Raw genomic sequence first — 22,363 nt, 5'->3', positions numbered from 1 at the left:
AAATGATTTTAGGACCTCGAGGTATGTATGACTGATAGTCAATTCCCAGCCAATTTTTTATGGGGCGGTGCGATTGCGGCGAACCAAGCTGAAGGCGCACATTTAGCAGAAGGTAAAGGTCTGACAACCGTAGACATGATTCCTCATGGTGCCAACCGTATGCCAATTAAGCTTGGCTTAGTTGACAAGGTTGCACTGGATGACAATGAGTTTTATCCGAGCCACGATGCCATCGATTTTTACCATAACTATAAAGATGATATCGCTCTTTTGGCCGAGATGGGGTTTAAAGTGTTTAGACTGTCCATCGCCTGGAGCCGTTTATATCCAAACGGAGATGAAGAAGAGCCGAATCAGCAAGGGATAGATTTCTATACGAAGGTTTTTGAAGAGTGCCAAAAGCACGGTATAGAACCACTAGTGACGCTATGCCATTTTGATGTACCAATGCACTTGGTCGAAAAATATGGTTCTTGGCGGAATCGAAAATTGATTACCTTTTTCGAACGCTACGCCCGAACTTGCTTTAACGCGTTTGACGGGTTGGTTAAGTATTGGCTTACCTTTAATGAAATCAACATACTTTTACATAGTCCGTTTTCTGGTGCGGGTTTGCTGTTCCAACCTGGAGAAAACAGAGACCAAGTCAAATATCAAGCAGCCCATCATGAGCTAGTTGCAAGTGCTCTGGTCACGCGCATTGCCCATGAGATTAACCCTCAAAACAAAGTAGGATGCATGTTGGCCGGTGGGAATTTCTATCCATATTCATGCAAACCCGAAGATGTGTTCACCGCTATGGAGAAAGATCGTGAAAATCTGTTTTTCATCGATGTTCAGTCTCGCGGTTATTACCCCTCTTATGCTAAGAAAGTATTTAAAGACAAGGGCGTTGAACTTGATATTCATGATGGAGACCTCGATATCCTGAAGAACACCGTTGATTTTGTCTCATTCAGTTACTACGCATCGCGCTGCGCCTCTGCGGAGATGAACAGTGGAAATACCAGTGAAGCCAATGTCGTCAAGTCAATAAAAAACCCTCACTTACCCGCCAGTGATTGGGGCTGGGTCATTGACCCACTGGGCCTAAGAATAACGATGAATACGCTGTATGACCGTTACCAAAAGCCGCTGTTTCTAGTTGAAAACGGTTTAGGGGCAATGGATGAGTTTGACTCAGAAGGCCAAATTAACGATGACTACCGCATCAACTATTTACGCGAACACATCAAAGCCATGAAGCAAGCGATTGACGATGGGGTGCCGTTGCTAGGATTCACTCCCTGGGGTTGTATTGACCTTGTCTCTGCATCGACCGGAGAGATGAGTAAACGCTATGGCTTTATCCACGTCGATCGTAACGATAAAGGACATGGGACTTTAGCCCGCACACGAAAAAAATCTTTCTATTGGTACCAAAAAGTTATCGCAAGTAACGGTACTGATTTAGATTAATACTCAAATGAGGAGCCAGTTGCAACTGGCCCTCACTTTTCAAATGGGTCCCCCATGTTGACCTACCAATCAAGTACGCAACCTAGCGCTTAATGTCTTCGTTAAAAGATCTGACCTTAATAAACTGTTAAAAATGACGACACTCGAGAATCGGCAAGCGCAAAATTAAGACAAATGAGTAATTTGTAGATAACCATCCTGGTGTCTCAAGTTGAGATATTTAAAACCACCTCCCACTCTCCTAATCTCTTTTGTATAGCGAGCGAAAAAGACTCGCGCCGGAATTCGTCATAAAGCTAGGCTCTATCAATGAGGGAGAGTCATTATGTCCGCTTGTATTAACGAGAAAATTTATCAAACACTGTTGAAGTCGACTCAGGCGATCCCGTGGTCTTTGGATTGGAAGAGTAAACGATTTACCCATATTGCTGATTCAATAGAATCTAGATACGGATGGCCACAAGAGAGCTGGCACAGCGTTCGCGACTGGATTAGCTTAATCCACCCAGAAGATCGCCAGCAAACAGTAGAGTTGTGGTTAAAGCAGTGTGAAGCAGGCTTGGATCATCAACTGGAATATCGCTGCCGATGCGCCTCCGGTGAATACTTATGGATTCGAGATACGATTCATGTGACACAAGAAAACCATCAAACTACGGCAGTCACTGGGCTGATGACAGACATTACCGAGACCAAACTCATCGAAATAGAATTGGCTGACTTAAGAAAGCAAAATAGAGCCCTGCAACGTACCGATGCTTTAACTGGCGTCCACAACCAGACTACCTTTGATGAACATCTCTCAGTGGAATACTCACGGGCTAAGAGAAACAAGAGCTCCCTTTCGCTATTGATGTTTAACTTGGATGACTTTAACCAATACTACAACTTTCATGGTCCACTGATGGGAGATAAGGTGATGTTGCAAGTGGCCTCTTTGATTGAGCAGAACTTTTCCCGCCCAGCAGACAAGGTAGCACGCATCAGCAACAACACGTTTGCGGTTATTCTGCCCGAGACAGAAGAGATGACTGCACAATTGCTGGCAGAGTCCGTCAGGCAAACGTTGTTTGAAGCCAAGCTTACCCATAAACGCTCATCCGTGACTGATCGCGTTTCACTAAGTATTGGTTGTGCAGCATTTAGCCCACAAACTTACTTTAGAACGCTTTCTGGTTTCCTAGAAAAAACCACCGAGAACATGCGCAAAGCGAGGCACTTAGGGGGGAATCGAGTCTTCCCTCGCCCTACGTTATTTCAATTCGTTACCGATGATGCCACCGAAGCTAATGTCACCAAACATGACCAAAATCGACGTTTATAACTGCGCGACGGTATGAGCATATTCGACAATAACTTGGTTGCCCTCAATATAGGCGCGTTGAATTTCGCCATCGATCGTCATCGCGGTTTTAAGGTACACGACTTTTGTCGCGTCACCGTCCGTCGAGCGCAGTGAAGGTAAGACAAGTTTTGGATCAACATGCATTTGTGCGCAAAATTGGCTAACAAACGTCATAGTCAAAGGCAATGCGCCACGGATCATTGCTGAAAAGTCACGTTGACTCAAATTGAGTTGTTTCGCCATCTCCATCTGTGTCACGCGCATTTTTGCTTTCTGTGACATCCAAATTTGATACAGCGCTTTGGTATCTTGTTGCGTAAATTCCATTATTTAATCCCACTACTGTTTTACTCTTGTGGCGACATGATGATATCGCGAGCAATATATAATTTAATGGTGGGATTTTGCGTGCTAGGGCTTTTCTGATGTCAGGTATAGGTGAGTTTTTCTTTAAGGTTTGTGCAAACGTGGTCGTGTGCCCAAAACTCGACTCATTTAGTGACTAAGAACGTGGTAACAGCATTTGCTCAAAGATGTTATCGATCATCATTTCCAGCGGTGCCGTTTCTCCTGCTACTTTTGCGTAGATTCGTAGACCCGCGATTTGAACCTGAATATAACTCGCCAAGCTCATCACCTCTTTTTCCTTCGATACTTCCCCTTGTTCTTGAGCCTCAACAATGACTTTTGCAAACTCTTGTTCCATCGTTTTCAACGCTTGACGTGCTTGCTCAAGTAAATCACTATGCTCATCGGTTAGCTCTGATACTGTTTTAGCCAGCATGCATATACCGCTCGGCGCTTGGGTAATACTTCCTATTACTTGGCTTTTCACAAAAGCACGTAACGCACTCATGGGTGAATCGAAGTTGACTCTATACTCGTGAAGCTTGCTTACACCTCTCTGCACGTAGTTATCTAACGCCTCACTAAACAACCCCTCTTTACTACCAAAAGCGGCATATATGCTACCTGGTCGCATATCAATCACTTCTTGCAAGTTGCGCATTGACGTCGCGTGAAAGCCCTTCTCCCAATAGAGATTCATCGCTTTCTCTACCACGTCTTGACGGTCGAACTGAGCAGGTTTAGCCATAGATTGTTTGCACTTCATTATCTTGAACGATAGTTCAATCGTAGCGGATGTTGGAAATGAGGTAAAGAAAAGGCGCCTACAATAGGATTAGGGGTATGTAAAAAAGCCACCCGTTAAGATGGCTTGAGTTACGTCTGTTTAGGAGAATTTTACTCTTTGTCGCTAAGTTGTTGCTTGCTCTAATCCAAGCATAACAAGGTTAAACTCAGCCCTAGATTCTTGAGCCTCTTGAGATAGAGCCTGTTTCTTCTCTTTTGCTAAACCAAGCATCTCTGACAGGCGCTTTAGCTCCTCTTGCATCTCATCTGGTAATAGATGATTTGCATAGGTTGCGTCGTTGTAGTGTTCAAGTGCAAACGCGCGTATGCGTTTTCTCAAGCGATTGAGATCGACCAACACTTCTCGCTCTTCTTCAGCCGCTTGCTGCGCGCTGTCTCTACAACGTTCAAACTTAGCTAGTGCCATACCTTCCGTGGACCAAGGGTCCATCTCTGGAAGCTCTTCAATATTGATCGTTGGCTCTTCGTACTCAGCTTGATGCCTGATATCCAGGCTCGCTGCGCGCACAAACGACACCATCAACATGACTGAAATCGCTAACAGTGGCAAGCCACCGACAATTGCTGCCGTTTGTAGTGTTGATAACCCACCCATGAACATTAACACCGTTGGCAAAAAGGACAATGTGAATGCCCAGAATAGACGATTCCAGCGCATCGGCTCTTCAGTCACATCGTTTTGCACAACTGACGCCAAAATATACGAGATGGAATCAAACGAGGTTGCAGTGAAGATGATACATAACAACGTGAACACCCCAATGATCATCGGTGCTAACGGTAACGTGTCGAGCATCGCGAAGATTGCGGCAGGTGCACCCGATTGATTTAGGATTGAGATAACATCAAGCTCACCCATCAATTGAAGAGACAAACCATAGTTACCTAAAACAATAAAGAATAAGAAACAGCCCAATGAACCATAGAAGATTGAGCCCACAACCATCTGCTTAATTGTTCGTCCACGTGAAATTCGCGCAACAAATAACCCCATACAAGGTGCAAACACCAGCCACCAAGCCCAGTAGAAAATGGTCCAGTCCTGGGGGAAATGAGTATCTGCAAACTCGCCATAACCACCGAATGGCTCAGCCCATGTCGCCATCACAAAAAAGTTCGACATCATGCGGCCAATAGAGTCTAAGCCCGTTTCAAGAATAAAGACTGTCGGCCCAACCGCCAAGATGAACAAGAGTAACCCCATTGCACCCCAGAAGTTGATATTGCTAAGAAACTTAATGCCTTTTTCCAATCCAGCATAAGCTGAGTAGCCGAAGATAGCAGTGCATAATAAAAGTACAGCCACTTGCGTTGAAGTGTTATTTGGCACATCAAACAAGTGATGTAAACCACCGTTGATGAGGGGAGCCGCTAAACCCAACGTTGTGGCGGCACCGCCCAACATGCCAAAGATAAACAGGACATCGATAAACTTACCGATCGCACCGTTCGCGCGCTCTTCACCCAGTACCGGCATCAACGCGGCTGAGATTTTAAGAACAGGCTGCTTACGCACATAGTAGAAGTAGGCAATAGGTAACGCAGGAATCAAATAGATTGACCATGCGATGGGGCCCCAGTGAAACAGCCCGTACGTGGCAGCCCAACGCACAGCCTCTTCACTGCCTGCCTCTAGCTGAAAGGGTGGCGACTGATAATAGTAGGCCCACTCGATACAACCCCAATACAGAATACTGGCGCCGATACCACCACAAAATAACATCGCTGCCCAAGAAGCATTGTTAAATTCTGGCTGCTCGTCAACATCACCAAGCTTGATCTGTCCTAAGTCACTGAACACGGTATAGATCATAAAGCAGATAGCAGCAATACCTAGCGCAAGATACAGCACACCTAGCTTGTCAGTCATAAAAGATTTAGCGATAGCAATCCAATCAGCTCCCTGTGCTGGGAACATAAGAAGTGGGAATACCACGCTTAGTAATAGGAATAGCGCCCCGAAAAAAGTCGGTTTGTCTATTAAAGAGAAGGATTTTTCCATAACCACATATCAATTGTAATACTGTGATTATGATGACAGTTTTCTTATTCGCTCAGAAACCAAAGATCCTTGTCGTATGGATAGGAATAACTTGTTCAGGTCGTCACGATAACGGCAACGACCTGGATGAGGCGCTACTTGTTGAGCTGCTCTTTCGCCGCTTCAACTTTTGAGAAGTCCAATCCTAGTTCTTCCACCGCTTCTTTAATCAACATCGGGTTTTGCATCACTTGACCCATTAACAGTTGAAGTTGCTCTTGTGGAAGACCTAGTTGACCGATCGTCGCCATCGCTGCAAGTGGATTTTGCGTCAGGGCTTCAAACACATCACTGATCTGCTCATCGCTGATATTGTTCTCTTTCAGCATAGCAATAATTGGGTTCATTTCGTTTCCTTTAATACGTGAAATAGCGAGTTCGAAGTCTAGCATCAAGTTTTCTTGGATTGAATATTCAAACCGATCACTAAATAGAAAAAGCAGCGACATGGTCACTGCTTTACACTCTCTGTAGGGCTGAGCTAGAGCCTCTATACTTTAAGGTCCTTCATTAGCTCATCTAGTACATCTGCCTGTCTGTGCAACTGCTCGATCTCTTGAGTTGAGCGAATCACCATGTCAGAAAATGCCAGCGACTGCTCTCGAACCTTCTCCACATCCATCGCAAGGCTTGATGCAACAATACCCTGTTGCTCAGACGCTGCGGCAATTTCTAAACTACGATCAGCAATGTGTTGGTTCTGATTTGAGATACTATCGATGTCGCTACTCACTGAACGCATAGACTGTTCACATGCCTCGGCATTTTCAACCGTATTACTCATCACCTTCATCAAACCTTGGCTATTTGACTGAAGTGCTTCGATCATTTTCTTTATCTCGACCGTAGCCATCTGGGTACGACCAGCCAATGTACGAACTTCATCGGCAACCACGGCAAAGCCACGTCCCTTTTCACCCGCTCGCGCAGCTTCAATCGCGGCATTGAGTGCCAGAAGGTTCGTTTGCTCAGAGATGGCGTTGATTGTCGTCACTACATCATCAATTTCTGCGGCATTATGATCAAGTTCAGCAACCGCCTCGGCCGCGACATTGATCTCACCACCTAGCTGGTTAATCGACTGACGTGTCTGCTCAACATTCTTCTGTCCTTGCTCGGTTGCTTGAGTGGCAACCGTCGTTTCATGGGAGGTCTCTTTTGCATGACTCGCTACCTGATGAATCGAACCCGCCATCTCTTCGGTTGCACTTGCCAGTGAATCGATACGCTGCTGCTGGTCGGCACTCAAGCTTTGATTCTCTATTCCACGCAGCTTCAGCTCAGAGCTTATCTCTTGAATTAGTGTGATGGCCTCTTGAGTCGCGATGACCAACTTTTGCTCACGCTCAGATACACGGTCAACGGTACGCGCAATTAAGTTGAAATCATTACGCGCTGGCGCATGGCCGATGCGAAAAGAGAGGTCACCATCGGCAAGTTTTGAGACAGCCTCATAGATATTGTAGAGCGCGCCACCGATAAACGTCATGATGTAATAAAGGCAGATTGCAATGAACAAGCATGAGATCACCATGATACTGATATGAGTCCAATTGAGTGCGGTAACAAAACTCGGCGCACTGGACGGTACGAGTTGTGATTGACTGTTTTGCTCGACACCACTACCCACTAATACTCTCGCTACTTGATGATCAGACAGACCCGACTCTGAAACTAGGCGATTCATGACCTCTAGGTGTTGAGTCACTAGCGTTTCTTGCTGGTCTTGCGCTGCATCGATCAAAGTAGCACTGACTATTACCATAGCAAGCACTGGTGCGAAAAAGAGAAACATAAAGTTCTCTTTCAGCGTTACATTGATCAAATATCGGTCTATCCAACGAAAAGCTATTTCTCTCATGGTTTGTATCTCTGTGGTTCGGCGTATTGTTATTGATTAGCAGAATGTAAGACGAAAATAAGCGCGGTATTATCTATATAAACCGAATGAGATACAGGGCGAATTACTTGATACAGATCACACTAAGTGCAAGTTTACCAAGCCGATCGCAAAGTTGATTCTTTCTGCTAATCATCGATTAATCATCAATTAACATAGGTTTCAAAGTTAAGGTGAGTATGTATGGTTAGTATCAAAAAAGTAATCGCGATCATGACGGGTCTTTTGCCACTTTTGGGGTGTATTACCGTCAGTGATAACCCAAAAGCCGAAGTAAAATCTGATCCTATTGAAATGTCTGAATCTCGCATCGAGCTCGGGTTAGGCTATCTACAGCAAGGTAATATGCCTAAAGCCAGAGAAAACCTCGAAAAGGCCCTGAAACACTCCCCCGACTACTATCGAGCTCAAATCTCTATGGCTCACTATTTTGATACCGTTGGGGAGACCGATAGAGCCGATAAGCTCTATCGCACATCTTTACGCCACCATCCTAAAAACGGCAACGTACTGAACAACTATGGTACGTTTTTATGTAAACAAGGAGAGTTTGACCAGGCTAATGACTACTTCAATCGCGCTATCAAACAACCCTACTATTATTTAGTTTCCGCAAGTTATGAAAATGCGGCGTTGTGCGCTCTAAAAGCTGGCAAGAAGAACAAGGCCTCGTACTATTTTCAACGAACATTAGATCATGATCCATATCGCGCCCGCTCTATTCTGCAGCTCAGTAAACTGGAGATTCAAAATGATGATCTTAGCAAAGCAAGACTGAGGCTGATTGGCTTTCATCAACACTTTGGTGTTCAGATTGCTTCTCTAAAATTGCTCATTGAACTAGAGGAAAAAGCAGGAAACACATCATTAAAAAACAAGTATGAGAATTTGCTCAATCAACTGATTGTTAATTCATAGCATGGCTATTCAATCGCAGTTAACTTGGCCAAGAAACAATCAATCCCCAGCAAATGCCAGGGATTGATTAAAGATTATCGACAACCGTGACGACGATTAGTCGGTGAAAGTATAGTGATATACTGAGTAACCTTCTTTGTCACCGCGGTTAGCGGTTTCTGAAGTCCATTCTAAATTATCAATAGTGTCAGCGAAGCTCTTTCCATCAGGGCTTGATACAAACTTAACCATCAAGCCCTGTGGGCCCTTAAGGTCAAAGTTATTCGCGTTATCAAACTCTACTAATGGGATGTCATCTTCATGCTGCTCAGCAAGCTCTTTAAGATACTGATCAACAAGTTCACGGTTGGAAAATGCAGCGTCTTCCAGTACCAACTCAGCATTATCAACACCTGGTATCCAGTTGTTTGATGCGCGATAGTTGTTCGTTACGACATAAACAACTTGCTCATCATCCATTAACTCTCCGCCATGTGTTAGATTTGAAATGCGGCGGTAATCGCGTTGGATCAGGTCACCACTTTCATCTCTTTCTAATACACCATCAGAATCGACTTGATAACGTGGCAACTCTGAAACATCAATAGTGTAGCTCATTTCAATTTGCTCACCATCAGCATCCCAACCACCGTAGAATACATCGAAGTTGTAGCTATCAAAAAGGGTAAGCAGTTCATCACCTGGTTCTGCTACTGTTCTGTATTGCTGTGAAGCAATCGTCTCAAGCCACTCTTTGATATCAGCGACAGTCAGTTTAAGAATTGCAGGCGTATTGTTGTCAAATACGTACAAGTCCGCCACACTCGCGTTGGTCAAATACTCGCCTGTGATATTAGTGTAATCTGTCGCGAAGTTACGACCGCCTTTGAAAGGGGCTGATACCGAGACAAGTAACTCACCATCTTCTAAAGAAATAGCACCACTTTCAACCTGCTTTAAGCCCCAGTTGTACTGAGCTTCGTTTACAATCTGAATGGATAGGTCGGGTGCAATTGGAGAGAAGAAGCTATTAATTTCCTGGTTAATCGCAACAATTGGCTCACCCATAAACTCCACAGTACCTTCATGATCCTGTGCAACAGCATCGACAACATCTTGTGCAACTTCTTGAGGGTTATCCGTTAACTCGCGCAATGAAGCAGTACTTTGCGGGTAGTTAACCACCCAACTTTCACCACTATCATTAGTTTGAACGACTAAATCGATAACACCAATCTTGTTACCCATAGAACCTGGCATTACCGCAGGCTTACCAAAAATGGTTCCTTTCGGAGCATTAACGCCTTCCATATTCGCGTAGGTTGGAGCGTCCGATGGGAAATCATTATGATCGTGACCAAACATGATAGCGTCAATACCATCAATTTGAGCCAACTCCCACGTTGCATTGTCTTGGAATGGTCGCTCTAAGTCACTAAGCTCTAGTCCACTGTGCGGTACCGCAATAATGATGTCTGCACCATCTTCCTTCATTTTCGGCACATAGTATTCAGCGGTTGTCTTAATGTCAGAGACAAGCACTTCACACTCCAAGTATGACTTATCCCAGCTCATAATATTTGGTGGAGTGAAGCCAATCACACCGACATTAATTGTATAAGTGTCTCCATCTCGAGAAACAAAATCGCGCTCTAGAATAATGTAGGGCTCCACATTATCGAAAGCAGGCGTGGCAAAGTCGAAAAATACTTTATGCTCCAAGCGTGGTGAACAGCTGTCTTCGTATGTATCAAAACCATCTAAGCCAGCGATTTGTGGATCGTAATCCCAAACGTTTGCAACAACATATGGGAAATCAGCACCTTCTAGTGACTTCTCCATAAACTGGATACCATAGTTAAACTCATGATTACCCACATTCGCCGCATCGTAGTCAAGAAGGTTCATTGCTTTGTAAACTGGATGGAGACCTTTTTGCGGGAAATATTCAACACCAAAGCTCGCTACATAGTCTGCCATCGGGCTACCTTGAATCAGGTCACCGTTATCAAACAACATACTATTTTTTACTTCTTCACGTGCCTGTCGAATAACAACGGCTGCGCGAGCCAGACTGATTCCTTCATCAAACTTATTATCAAAATAATTGTACGGCATCATTACACCATGAAGATCTGTCGTCTCCATGAGTCGTAGGTCAATGGTAGCGTTAACTGCAGTATCGGTATTATTCTCACTACTGCTATTACATCCAGCTATAGCTAGCACAACACTTGACGCTAGCAATGCCTTCTTTGAGCTAATTTTCATTTGCTTTTCCGTTTATAATTAGTGTTTTAAATCGGAAAAGAATGTTAATCGCAGTATATTTCACATTGATTGCAGTTTTTTTGTGATTACTGGCAAATTAGGACAAATAACGGCGATAAAACAACCATTTACACATGTAAAGCATTACATTCCATCAACATATACAACTAAGATGATTGTCACATACTCAAGTAAGTGTGATATAAGTCACGCTTTCGTTTGGCTATCTGTTGCTGCGATTTCTGTCGACCACATCGGCGTTAGCGGAAATGCCATGGTTGTGTGTTTTCACTACTGTATCTATTGAACGAGAAACACACCCCACCACTTTCTAATTGTTGTCTCAATTGACGCACCAAAATGCGGACCCAATTTGGTGCCTTCGCACCCAGTCTGTGCATTCAAAAAGGGGGCTCACCCCCAATTAACCTACATTTTGTGTGGATTATGAGCATTTCCCTTTATGGCATATTGCTTGCTTAGTTACCGATTTTAAAAAGGAACTCACCATTTTGGTGTGACTGTATCGAAATGGAGCCCAAAAAGGGTGCACGCATTTCAATACTGTCTTTAATGTCATTTAAAGGAGTAAATAAAACATGTCCTCGTCTGTAGAACAGGTACACGGAGCCGTGCAGGTCCTCACTCAAAGTTCAGATACGCTTTTCTTACTATTGGGTGCCATAATGGTATTTCTCATGCACGCAGGGTTTGCTTTTCTTGAGGTCGGAACCGTCCGTCACAAAAACCAAGTCAATGCACTGGTAAAAATTCTTGCTGATTTTGGCGTTTCCGCCATCGCATATTTCTTTATCGGCTATTGGGTTGCCTATGGCGGAACATTCTTTGCTGATGCCGAAACCCTATCGCAAGGTAATGGCTATGAGCTGGTAAAATTCTTTTTCCTTCTTACATTTGCGGCCGCAATTCCTGCAATCGTCTCTGGTGGTATCGCTGAGCGTGCACGTTTTTATCCCATTCTACTCGCAACGTTTTTCACCGTTGGCTTAGTATATCCATTCTTTGAAGGGCTTATTTGGAACGGTAACTTTGGTTTCCAAAGCTGGCTAGAAAATACATTTGATGCAGGGTTCCATGATTTTGCAGGATCGGTGGTAGTTCATGGTGTAGGAGGCTGGATTGCACTGGTTGCGGTCATCTTCCTAGGCATGCGTAAAGGTCGCGTTCGTGCAGGTAAACACACTAACTTTGCGCCATCAAATATTCCTTTTCTAGCACTTGGTGCTTGGATTCTAAGTGTCGGCTGGTTTGGTTTTAACGTCATGTCAGCCCAATCACTCGATGGTATTAGCGGCTTGGTAGCTATGAACTCGTTGATGGCAATGGTTGGCGGAATTTTGGCTTCTTTGATCGTTGGGAAAAACGACCCCGGTTTCATTCACAACGGACCGCTAGCAGGACTTGTCGCTGTGTGTGCTGGCTCCGATTTGATGCACCCCATCGGTGCACTTATCACCGGTAGTATCGCCGGCGCATTATTTGTTTGGGTATTTACTTATTTGCAGAACAAAACCAAGATTGATGACGTTTTAGGGGTATGGCCACTACACGGTTTGTGCGGTGCTTGGGGTGGGCTCGCTGCCGGCATCTTTGGCCAACAAGCGCTAGGCGGGCTTGGCGGTGTTAGCTTCGCATCACAAGCGATCGGTACAATTGCAGGTATCCTCGTCGCTTTAGTGGGTGCAGGTATCGTCTACGGAGTATTGAATAGACTCACAGGGTTACGTTTATCTGAAGAGGATGAGTTCAAAGGCGCTGACCTGGCTATTCACCGAATCTCTTCCGTCAATGAAGACTAATATAACCGATATTGTTAAATGCCAGAGTCCTCACTCTGGCATTTGTCAGTCAAAGAGCACTAGTTAAACGTCCAAGCCACAAAGCGGCTCTTTTTCTGCCCTTGTGACATCTCAATCACTCGTGCCTCCTTCGCCCCCGCTTTTTCCAAGCACTTGCGCATCCAACGTACATTCTCTTTCTTTGAGACAAGACTGGTAAACCAAGCCACCTGCTCTGCATAAAACTGGCTTTCATGGGCCATGTTCTTTAAGAATGCAGCTTCGCCACCGGGACACCACAGCTCCGCTTTCTGGCCACCAAAATTCAGCGCAGGTGATGATTTCGATGTTTGCTTATTTGCGTGTGTCTTCGCCCCACGTTTTTGCTGGTTCGCAGACAAGTTATCTAGCTTGCGCTGCGTGCCTTTACTCGCCTCTTCTAGAGACTTATGAAAAGGAGGATTACAGACTGTGACATGGTAATATTCATTTTCTCTGATGATGTTTTTGAACATGAACTTAGGGTTTGCTTGCAAACGTGGTTCGATGTTACCGCTCAAAACAGAGTTACTATTCGCAATAGTCGACGCACATTCAATCGAGACCGGGTCGATATCAGAAGCCGTAAACTGCCATTGATATTCGGTTACACCTATCATTGGGTAAACAATATTTGCGCCAGTACCGATATCCAGTACTTTCACTGTTGAGTCACTACCTATATTTTCCAGCTGCAGCAACTCAGCAACCCTATGGATATAATCGGCACGTCCTGGAATTGGCGGACATAGATACCCTTCGGGAATATCCCACTGCAATACACCATAGTGATGTGCCAGCAAAGCCTTGTTAAGAAGCTTCACCGCCTGAGGAGATGAAAAATCTATTGAGTCAGTGCCTTTCGGCGTTTTGACTAACCACTGTTTCAATTCAGGCACCACTGCCGTCAATGCTTGGAGATCGTAGTTACCCTTGTGCTGATTACGAGGATGCAAACCCGATTTCGTCGCTATTTTCGTAAATTTCATCGGTTGACTCATTGGGTTCTCTTTAACTCTTCACAGATTAGAAATAGGCGCGCATCAAATTCCAGTTGATGATAATCCGGTTCCATATGGCAACACAGTTGATAGAAGGCTTTGTTGTGCTCTTTCTCTTTAAAATGTGCAAGCTCATGAACCACCAACATTCTCAATAACGGCTCCGGCGCATGTTTGAATATGCTGGCGATACGAATCTCATTCTTTGATACCACTCGATTACCATGCACTTTTGCCACATAAGTGTGAAGCCCCAGTGCATTATTGACCAAATGAATTTTCGGGTCATACACCGCTTTACTCAATGGCGCTGACTTTTTCATGTAGCGCTGTTTAATCTCATTAACATACTGAAATAGCGCCTTCTCACTCTGAATGTTATGTGATTTAGGGTAGCGTCTTTCAAAGCTCGACACGAACTTTCCGCCATCAATGAGTGTTTGGACTTGGGAAACTAGATGCTCAGGATAGCCCTGAATATAGCGAATGAGTTTGCTCATACTAATGATAGAGAGTGAATCGTGGCGGGAGTTTATCTTATCTAACGGTAGTTTTCAGCTTTAAATGAGTTTACACTTGCCGCCCCTTTTCTCTATCTCGAGTTCACTATGAAAAGAGTCGTTTTATACGTAAAAGACAAATGTCCGCACTGCAAAGATGCTCAGCGCTATCTTGATTCTCAAGGAATCAAGTATCGTTTGACCAACGCAAAAATGCAGCGAGGGCGAAAAGAGCTTGATGCGATTGGCGCACGGTCAGTGCCTGTGCTTAAAATTGGCGACCGTATAATGATTGGTTGGAATGTGGGCAACTTCAATAAAATTTACAACGGTAAATAGCGGCTAACTCGCGACATTTAGCTTTTCAACCAGCCGGTTCACATCTGCTGGTTTCACTATATAGTCAGTCATGCCTGATAGCTCTATTTTCTCTAATGTACCTCGTGAGCTATCGCCTGTATGGGCGATGATAGGAACCTGCGAATAGGGTTGATTCGATTGACGGATCCTCTGTGTTGCCTCAATACCACCCATTATCGGCATTTCAATATCCATCAAAACGACATCAATCATCTGTTTGTCAAGAGCTTCCAAAGCTTGTTGCCCATTATCCCTTTCAATCACTTCAAAGCCCAACTTTTCCAGCAAAATCTTAGTCAGTTTTCTCAAAGAGAGATTGTCATCCACAAGCAATACCTTGCGCTTCTCTGGAGACTGACCTTTTACTTCCACCGGAGGCTGAGTTGAGAAATCAGGATCTAGCAATAACGCCTCGAATCGGTCATATGCATTATATTCCGACTCGAATAGGCTTAAGCATATACGGTTTGAAATCAGCTGATCAAGATGCTGATTTGCCTCTGTGTCATATATGTAAATAACCCTAGCCTCAGTGAAACTGAGCCGGCTTTGAAGACTTGCTAGCTTGTCTTTTGTTAGGTCTTTACTAGCCAGATCGATAGCGATTAAATCATACTCAAACTCATGCTCTTGTCGTTGTACTGTCTCTTTAATCGATATGATTTGTGGTTTAAAGCCAAACTTGGCAGCGTGTAACCAAGTTCTTGCCGAGATTTTAGCGCGATCTGATATCGTCAAGGTCGACTTAATTGAAGTGATCTCATGTACGATTTTACGCCCTTTTTCTGAATAACGCGGCGGGAAGCTTAAGGTAAAAGTTGTCCCCTCCCCTAGTGCCGAATGACACTGTATTTCACCACCAAATGAACGCATTACCCGACGACAGAAAGGTAGCCCCAGACCGTAACTCCCCTTTTTACCCGTCGTGTAAAAATCTTCATAGATGTGCTTAAGTGTCTCTCGCGAAATACCATTACCGTTGTCTTTCACTTCGATATGATGCCCTTGCTCATCACAAAATAGCGATACATCTATTTTCAATGGCTCTGCTTTTCGATGATGAAAGGCGTTTTTAAACAGGTTATACATCACATACTTTAAAAGCGTATCACTGCCAATGAATGGAAAGTTTTCATGCACGTCTAAAGAGATGATTCGCTTGTCGACCTCACCCTTATAACTAAAACTCTCAATCGCATCACTCACTACTGACTGCGCGGAATACCGTTTAAAGGTCGAACGAGACACTCGACTTTCATCGATTGAAGTGAGGAGAAGGTCAATGGTTTCATTTCCCGATTGAATGATTTTCATCGCCTCTGCACTGACTTCTTTCATCATCGAGACATCTTCTTCACTCAGATAGTAGCCTTTTTGCCCTCTCTTCTCAGCCTGCGGAAGCGTCGATTGAATAACATCGATTGAAGTGCAGAGGCAGCTCAAAGGGTTGCGCATTTCATGGGCAATACCTGCGCCAAATGTCTTAGCAAGCGACGCTCTACTCTCATGTTCATCTTGGTTTCTCGAGTAGCAAAAATTACCAAAAACATAGACAAACAAAAAAATAGGTACATTGGGCCATTCAATGAGAATTTCAGTGGGATGGCCCTTGGCTATCCATGCAAAGAAGAAGGCACAACTTATCGCTACGATGGCTTGTGCAAAGACAACTCGCGTCATGTGGACCAATAATATGTGTAGGAACGTAGCCGACATATAGGACATCACCCAAACATAGGCCCAATCGTTCATCAACAACATATAGAAAAAGAAGAACGGCAGCCCTGTGGTGATGGCAATTTGATAGATAACCGGGTTATAGCGTTGTAATTGTGAAGGCAGTTTTTCACGTAGAAGAACCAGAGCGAATAGCCCAGAACACAATAAACGTAAGGCAAGGTTTTCGTATTGCTGCGGGAACAGGTACTCCCAAACAACATAATATAGTGGGAAGCCGGCCATCCCCAGCCAGCTGATCAAGGTCAGGTTGGGTTGCGCATAGTGATATACCTTGCGTAGTGCATCCATAACAATCCTAAGACCCCAACCTATTCAGACTCGTAAAAAAACGATTCCTTATATCAGCAAACATACTGTTTCTCAATTGAAACAACAAAATCATCAATATAATTTATTGTTCGTGACGAAAAACGAGAAAAATAAATAAAATATTCATATAATTCAATTATTTAATATCACGACCTTTACGTGCAACGTCTCACACAAAACTCTGTGAACGTTGTTTAGGCCCATCAGCACACTCTGGATATCTTTGTCTTAAAAGCTATCGAAAGGTTATACGTTGTATTAATATTGTGAAGCTTCTAATAAGAAGAGCCGAAATTAAGATGCTCTCAAACAGCCTCAACAAGGAATAAAATGACTCATATCGAACAGCAAGTCTGGGACTGGTTGGATAAAGCCGTCATCGGTTTAAATCTGTGCCCTTTTGCGGCCAAACCGCGCAAACTTGACCAAATAAAAGTCTTCGTTTCACAAGCAGACACCGAAGAGGTGTTGCTCACTGACATCTATGACCAACTACAAGAACTTGACCAAACCAACGCGACAGAACTTGAAACAACACTGGTCGTCGTACCAAGCATGCTCTCTGACTTCTTCGATTACAACTTCTTCATAGAGTGGATTGAAAACTTGATTACCCAACAAGGTTGGGATGGTGTTTATCAAGTCGCGACTTTTCATCCAGACTACTGCTTTGCTGGAGCGCATCCTGATGATGATGAGAACCTTACAAACCGCGCTCCACTCCCAGTGTTCCATCTCATTAGAGAAGCGAGTATGGAGAAAGTGTTAAAGCACTACCCTGCTCCTGAATCTATTCCCGACAATAATATTGCACGAATAGAGTCACTGACGCCTGAGCAAAAAGCCGCTATCTTCCCATATCTGTTTTCTTAAATACCTTCCACAACCCCATTTGAGGAGTGTGTAACATGCTATCAGAGTTGCAAACTCGGCGAAGTACGTGCTCCTGCGTAAGTTTAAGTAAATCACCTAGACACCGATCCACTACCCAGAGCACAATGTTACAACCTTAGTGATAGAGCGTTCGATAAGTGAACACTTCTAGCACATACTTTGTTACAACTCGTTGTGAACTAATTGATTCACTGATGCTCTAAAACCATATAGAACAAACAGGCACTTAGCACGACTCAACGTGACTCATCGCACAAAGTCGAACAATATCAAGTTGAGTTAGTTGGGATTAGGCATCTCGCCCCCATATAACAGTTAAGGCAGCTATTTTAGTCGAACTCTCTCTTTTTACTTTACCGTTTTTGAGTCGTCACAAAATAGGAGAGCCAATGAGCTTATTCTTTCGCGCAGCAGCACTAACGCTATTAATGCTGACTCGCGCACCGGCCTTTGCCGCGTTGCCCACTACTCCAAGCAATGACAATTCCAAACCGAGCAACAGCCAAGGCGAAGTGTGCTCTAAAAAGTTTAAACATAGCTTGAGTGGCCTTTATGGCATCCCAAATCATGATGTAACCCCACTACAACCTTACTCCGACTTTGATGTTCTCTATAGCAAGGCTCACCAAGCGCAGCTAGAACTAGAAACGCTTTGTAAAAGTACCGCTCTACTGACTTCATCAGAAGCTTATTTCGCAGGTGTCAAATCTCAACACCGCGCTCAAGAGAAAATTGCTCACGAATTAGACGGTAAAGTAGAACGTATCACGGACCTAGCGCGTGCGACCATCGTCGCTCATGATATCGAGAGCTTGATGGATGTCTATGAAGCCCTAGAACGTGAGGCGACAGTGGTAAAAGTAAAAAATCGCTTTAAGAAACCAACGGCTTCCGGTTACCGCGATTTGAACGTGTTAGTTCAACTACCTAAGACAGATATCATCGCTGAAGTTCAACTGCACCTTAGCGCCATTGCTGATGTTAAAAACGGGCCTGAACATGACATTTATGAACAGGTACAGAAAATTGAACGTTTAGTAGCAAGTGAAAACCGAGAGCTTACTGAGCTTGAGAGCCGTCAAATGAAGCGCCTTAGATACCAGTCTAAGGATCTGTATCAAGCCGCTTGGCAGCCATATGTTACAACGCACCTCGCTGCCGCATGAGCAAATGTCTGACAAAAGAAAAGAGCTCACCAAGGTGAGCTCTTTTTGTTTATTGGCTTTACTGACGGGGGGAATGGTCAGTTCAGCAAGTTCAAACGTTAAATTGGGAACGCTTGATCGAAGTTTTTACGAATGAACAGCGCATGGCAGTAGCTCTGAAAACCAAAGCTGCAATACACCGGTTCTTCAAACTCCTCACACCAACGAATCCAAACGTTTGTCTCAGAGTCGTTGTGCGCAATTGTGCCGTCCCATAAAAGGGAGTCACGCTTTTCTTGCGTAGGCGTATAAGACACACCTAGCTGTTCGAGTGCAGTAAAAAACTTTTCCACCAACTTACCTTTTATATCTTTCGTTTGTCATTTGTCACGCAAGCCCCTGAACAAGAAAGGATATTCAGAAACACGCTATGACGAAGTGATGATACGGGGTTTTGAGCAGCTTTTCTGCTACCTCGATCACTTATTTGTATTATAATAAAACAAATGAGCAATGCCAATACCATCATCTTTTTTAACAAAAGAGCACTTTTATGTAAACTGCGCGTTTACTAAAGGGGTTTTTCCATCACAAAATTCTTCAAGTGTTGCTGTCTGACCTCTATCAGTTGCTCCTTCACAACAGTAAAGCCCATTCGCTCATAAAAAGGACGAGCAGTAATACTGACATGTGAATAGAGCCGTGAAGTGCCCCGTTGCTTGGCTTGCTGTTCAATATGAGTCATTAGTGCTCTGCCCACACCCCTTGACTGAAATTGATGGTGACAAAAGAAGTGGTAAATTAAACCATCTTGCTGCAAATCGGCATAACCCACTGGCTTACCGTCGATTTTAGCGATAAAAGGCTTAATCGACTCCATCTTATTGCGCCATCGTTGTGGGTCGATGTTATCCGGTGCCCACGCTGCTACTTGATCCAGCGAATAGTCACGAATATTGATATGACGAATGGTGTGAAAGTAAATGCTCCAAAGGTCATTCGCATCCTCTGAGCGGTAATCATCGAGTTGAATCATGTTCCCTTCCTAGATAACAAAAAGGCCCTTAGCTTGCGCATAAGGGCCTCTCAAAGACTAACGTGATGTTAGCTTATTAGTCACGCAGTGAAGCACCGAACTTCTCAGATACGTGAGCAACGATAGCATCAACCGCACCAGCGATATCTGCATCTTCTAGCGTGCGCTCGACTGATTGCAGTGTCAGAGCGATGGCTAGGCTCTTCTTACCTTCTTCGACGCCTTTACCTACGTATACGTCAAATAGCTTCGCATCTTTTAGGAACTCACCACCTTGCTCTAGACATGCTGCAACGATGTCGCCAGAAGCAACAGCTTCATCAACAACAACTGCGATGTCACGACGGTTTGATGGGAATTTAGAAAGTTGTACTGCTTCTGGAATCACTTTCGTGTTGATTGCAGACCATTCAACTTCAAACACGATAGTGCGACCGTTTAGACCGAACTTACGCTCTAGTTCTGGGTGAATCGTACCGATAACACCAACCTCTTTGCCGTCTACGATGATAGCCGCAGATTGACCTGGGTGAAGAGCTGGGTGCTTCGCAGCTGCGAACGAGTAAGCTTTCTCGTTAGCCGTTAGCTCAAGGATTGCTTCTAGATCGCCTTTAAGATCGAAGAAATCAACCGTGTTAGTTTCGATGTCCCAGTGCTCTTCGCTGCGAGTACCAGCGATAACACCTGCAAGCATTGCTTCTTGGCGCATACCATTTTCAGCAGACTCACATGGGATGAAACGTAGGCCGTATTCGAATAGACGAACGCGCGGCTGTTGACGCTTCTGGTTGTGAACAACCGTGTTTAGTAGCCCTTGAATCAGACCTAGACGCATCGCTGACATATCTGCAGAGATAGGGTGCGGTAAGATTAGTGCCTCAACATCTGGCACGATCAGCTTTTGCTGCTCTGGCTCTACGAAGCTATAAGTGATTGCTTCGTGGTAGCCACGGTCAACTAGAAGATCACGTGCACGTTTTAGCGGAATATTCGCTTCAACGTGGTTGTGCATCTTCAGCGTTGCAGCTGGATGCTGGTTAGGGATGTTATCGTAACCGTAGATGCGACCCACTTCTTCAATTAGGTCTTGCTCGATTGCGATATCAAAACGCCATGTTGGTGCCGTTGCAGTCCAACCTTCAGCCGTGGTTTCAACTGTTAGGCCGAGGCGCTCTAGGATCTCAGCAACTTCGCTGTCCGCAATGTGGTGACCTAGTAGGTTGTCTAACTTACTACGACGTAATGAAACTGTGTTTGCTTTTGGAAGATCAGCTTGTGACTCTACGCCAACAACCGGTGCTACTTCACCGCCACAGATTTCCACTAGAAGCTGAGTTGCACGCTCCATTGCGTCTGCTTGTAGTGCGAAATCCACACCACGCTCAAAACGCATTGAAGAATCAGTGTGCAAGCCGTAGCTACGTGCACGACCACGGATGTGATCTGGTGCGAAGAACGCACACTCCAGTAGAACGTCTTTAGTCTCAGTTGTTACGCCAGACTCTTCACCACCAAAGATACCAGCGATTGCTAGTGCTTTGTTGTGGTCTGCTACAACTAGAGTATCTGAGTTTAGCTCAGCTTCGTTACCATCTAGTAGAATCAGCTTCTCGCCCTGCTCTGCCAGACGAACAACGATACCACCTTCGATCTTCGCTAGATCGAATGCGTGCATTGGTTGACCTTGTTCTAGAAGAACGTAGTTTGTGATGTCGACTACTGGGTCGATAGAGCGGATACCACAACGGCGCAGTTTCTCTTGCATCCATAGTGGAGTTTCAGCTTGAACGTTTACGTTCTTGATTACACGACCAAGGTAACGAGGACATGCCGCTGGTGCTTTCACTTCGATAGATACTGCGTCTTCGATAGTGTTTGCAACTGCTTCAACTGATGGCTCAGTGACGTCAGCACGGTTTAGTACGCCAACTTCACGAGCTAGACCACGGATACTGAAACAGTCAGCGCGGTTAGCGGTCAAGTCTACGTCTACTGTTACGTCGTCAAGACCTAGGAATTCACGGAAATCTGTACCGATTGCTGCGTCTTCTGCTAGCTCTAGGATACCGTCTGATTCTACGTCGATGCCTAGCTCAGAGAATGAACAAAGCATACCGTGTGATGGTTGACCACGTAGTTTTGCTTTCTTGATTTTGAAGTCGCCTGGAAGTACTGCGCCAACTGTTGCAACTGCAACCTTGATGCCTAGACGACAGTTAGATGCGCCACATACGATGTCTAGCAGTTCTTCTGCACCAACATCCACTTTAGTTACGCGTAGTTTGTCTGCGTCTGGGTGTTGACCACACTCAACAACTTTACCCACTTTAACGCCAGTGAATGAGCCAGCTACAGGAAGAACGTCGTCAACCTCTAGGCCAGCCATAGTGATTTGGTGCGTAAGCTCGTCAGTAGAAACTGAAGGGTTTACCCACTCACGAAGCCATGATTCGCTGAATTTCATTGTGATGAA

19 protein-coding genes are annotated in these 22,363 nt (G+C 44.6%); 7 read left to right on the top strand and 12 right to left on the bottom strand.

Annotated features, from left to right (window positions below):
* Positions 1-27 precede the first annotated feature (27 nt).
* Both ascB and GT360_RS05825 read left to right on the top strand, forming a co-directional pair.
* Complete coding sequence (gene ascB / locus GT360_RS05830; RefSeq protein ID WP_164647967.1) at positions 28-1,458, top strand: 6-phospho-beta-glucosidase; 1,431 nt, start codon at positions 28-30, stop codon at positions 1,456-1,458.
* A gap of 325 nt (positions 1,459-1,783) precedes the next feature.
* Positions 1,784-2,782: a sensor domain-containing diguanylate cyclase gene (locus tag GT360_RS05825; RefSeq protein WP_164647966.1), complete on the top strand. Its 999-nt coding sequence runs from the start codon at positions 1,784-1,786 to the stop codon at positions 2,780-2,782.
* Here GT360_RS05825 and GT360_RS05820 read toward each other — a convergent pair.
* The 5 genes from GT360_RS05820 to GT360_RS05800 form a co-directional block, all read right to left on the bottom strand.
* On the bottom strand, positions 2,777-3,130 hold the full coding sequence (locus tag GT360_RS05820; RefSeq protein WP_164647965.1) for an XRE family transcriptional regulator: 354 nt from the start codon (positions 3,128-3,130) through the stop codon (positions 2,777-2,779). The genes GT360_RS05825 and GT360_RS05820 overlap by 6 nt on opposite strands.
* Positions 3,131-3,305: 175 nt before the next feature.
* A complete protein-coding gene (locus GT360_RS05815; protein ID WP_164649591.1) occupies positions 3,306-3,899 on the bottom strand; it encodes a TetR/AcrR family transcriptional regulator in 594 nt (197 codons plus the stop codon).
* A gap of 162 nt (positions 3,900-4,061) precedes the next feature.
* Entirely contained in the window at positions 4,062-5,960 is a 1,899-nt protein-coding gene (locus tag GT360_RS05810) for a BCCT family transporter (RefSeq protein ID WP_164647964.1), read from the bottom strand.
* Positions 5,961-6,094: 134 nt separating this feature from the next.
* Positions 6,095-6,346, bottom strand: a complete 252-nt coding sequence (locus GT360_RS05805; protein ID WP_164649590.1) for a DUF2999 family protein — start codon at positions 6,344-6,346, stop codon at positions 6,095-6,097.
* 143 nt (positions 6,347-6,489) lie between these two features.
* Positions 6,490-7,860 carry a methyl-accepting chemotaxis protein gene (locus GT360_RS05800; RefSeq protein WP_164647963.1) on the bottom strand — a complete coding sequence of 457 codons (1,371 nt, stop codon included), beginning with the start codon at positions 7,858-7,860 and terminating at the stop codon, positions 6,490-6,492.
* 222 nt (positions 7,861-8,082) lie between these two features.
* On the opposite strand from GT360_RS05800, the gene pilW reads away from it, so the two are divergent.
* Complete coding sequence (gene pilW, locus GT360_RS05795) at positions 8,083-8,817, top strand: type IV pilus biogenesis/stability protein PilW (protein WP_239502594.1); 735 nt, start codon at positions 8,083-8,085, stop codon at positions 8,815-8,817.
* A 96-nt stretch (positions 8,818-8,913) separates the two neighbouring features.
* On the opposite strand, the gene GT360_RS05790 is transcribed toward pilW, so the two are convergent.
* On the bottom strand, positions 8,914-11,067 hold the full coding sequence (locus GT360_RS05790; protein ID WP_164647962.1) for a bifunctional 2',3'-cyclic-nucleotide 2'-phosphodiesterase/3'-nucleotidase: 2,154 nt from the start codon (positions 11,065-11,067) through the stop codon (positions 8,914-8,916).
* Between the two features lie 599 nt (positions 11,068-11,666).
* On the opposite strand from GT360_RS05790, the gene GT360_RS05785 reads away from it, so the two are divergent.
* Positions 11,667-12,887, top strand: coding sequence for an ammonium transporter (locus GT360_RS05785; RefSeq protein WP_164647961.1), 1,221 nt, complete (start codon positions 11,667-11,669; stop codon positions 12,885-12,887).
* A gap of 59 nt (positions 12,888-12,946) precedes the next feature.
* Here GT360_RS05785 and rlmF read toward each other — a convergent pair whose 3' ends face one another.
* Both rlmF and GT360_RS05775 read right to left on the bottom strand, forming a co-directional pair.
* Complete coding sequence (rlmF, locus tag GT360_RS05780) at positions 12,947-13,906, bottom strand: 23S rRNA (adenine(1618)-N(6))-methyltransferase RlmF (protein WP_164647960.1); 960 nt, start codon at positions 13,904-13,906, stop codon at positions 12,947-12,949.
* Positions 13,903-14,406, bottom strand: a complete 504-nt coding sequence (locus GT360_RS05775) for a M48 metallopeptidase family protein (RefSeq protein WP_164647959.1) — start codon at positions 14,404-14,406, stop codon at positions 13,903-13,905. Before GT360_RS05775 ends, rlmF begins: the two co-directional genes overlap by 4 nt.
* A gap of 108 nt (positions 14,407-14,514) precedes the next feature.
* Between GT360_RS05775 and GT360_RS05770 the strand changes: the two genes are divergently transcribed.
* Positions 14,515-14,745, top strand: a complete 231-nt coding sequence (locus tag GT360_RS05770; RefSeq protein WP_164647958.1) for a glutaredoxin family protein — start codon at positions 14,515-14,517, stop codon at positions 14,743-14,745.
* A gap of 3 nt (positions 14,746-14,748) precedes the next feature.
* Here GT360_RS05770 and GT360_RS05765 read toward each other — a convergent pair whose 3' ends face one another.
* Positions 14,749-16,794: an ATP-binding response regulator gene (locus GT360_RS05765; protein WP_164647957.1), complete on the bottom strand. Its 2,046-nt coding sequence runs from the start codon at positions 16,792-16,794 to the stop codon at positions 14,749-14,751.
* Positions 16,795-17,145: 351 nt separating this feature from the next.
* Here GT360_RS05765 and GT360_RS05760 point away from each other — a divergent pair, with 351 nt between their 5' ends.
* Complete coding sequence (locus GT360_RS05760; protein ID WP_164647956.1) at positions 17,146-17,688, top strand: DUF1415 domain-containing protein; 543 nt, start codon at positions 17,146-17,148, stop codon at positions 17,686-17,688.
* A gap of 410 nt (positions 17,689-18,098) precedes the next feature.
* The gene (locus GT360_RS05755) at positions 18,099-18,875 is read left to right on the top strand and encodes a RelA/SpoT domain-containing protein (protein WP_164647955.1); all 777 of its coding nucleotides are present in this window, start codon (positions 18,099-18,101) and stop codon (positions 18,873-18,875) included.
* Between the two features lie 98 nt (positions 18,876-18,973).
* Here the strand turns inward: GT360_RS05755 and GT360_RS05750 are convergent, their stop codons facing one another.
* From GT360_RS05750 to pheT, 3 genes are all read right to left on the bottom strand, one after another.
* A complete protein-coding gene (locus GT360_RS05750) occupies positions 18,974-19,207 on the bottom strand; it encodes a hypothetical protein (protein WP_164647954.1) in 234 nt (77 codons plus the stop codon).
* Between the two features lie 218 nt (positions 19,208-19,425).
* Positions 19,426-19,890: a GNAT family N-acetyltransferase gene (locus tag GT360_RS05745; RefSeq protein WP_164647953.1), complete on the bottom strand. Its 465-nt coding sequence runs from the start codon at positions 19,888-19,890 to the stop codon at positions 19,426-19,428.
* 76 nt (positions 19,891-19,966) lie between these two features.
* Positions 19,967-22,354: a phenylalanine--tRNA ligase subunit beta gene (pheT, locus tag GT360_RS05740; protein ID WP_164647952.1), complete on the bottom strand. Its 2,388-nt coding sequence runs from the start codon at positions 22,352-22,354 to the stop codon at positions 19,967-19,969.
* Between the last annotated feature and the right edge of the window lie 9 nt (positions 22,355-22,363).

This window comes from Vibrio astriarenae (assembly GCF_010587385.1).
Lineage (GTDB): Bacteria > Pseudomonadota > Gammaproteobacteria > Enterobacterales > Vibrionaceae > Vibrio > Vibrio astriarenae.
The sequence above is the reverse complement of the archived record's forward strand: the minus strand, read 5'-3'. Positions and strand labels throughout refer to the sequence as shown.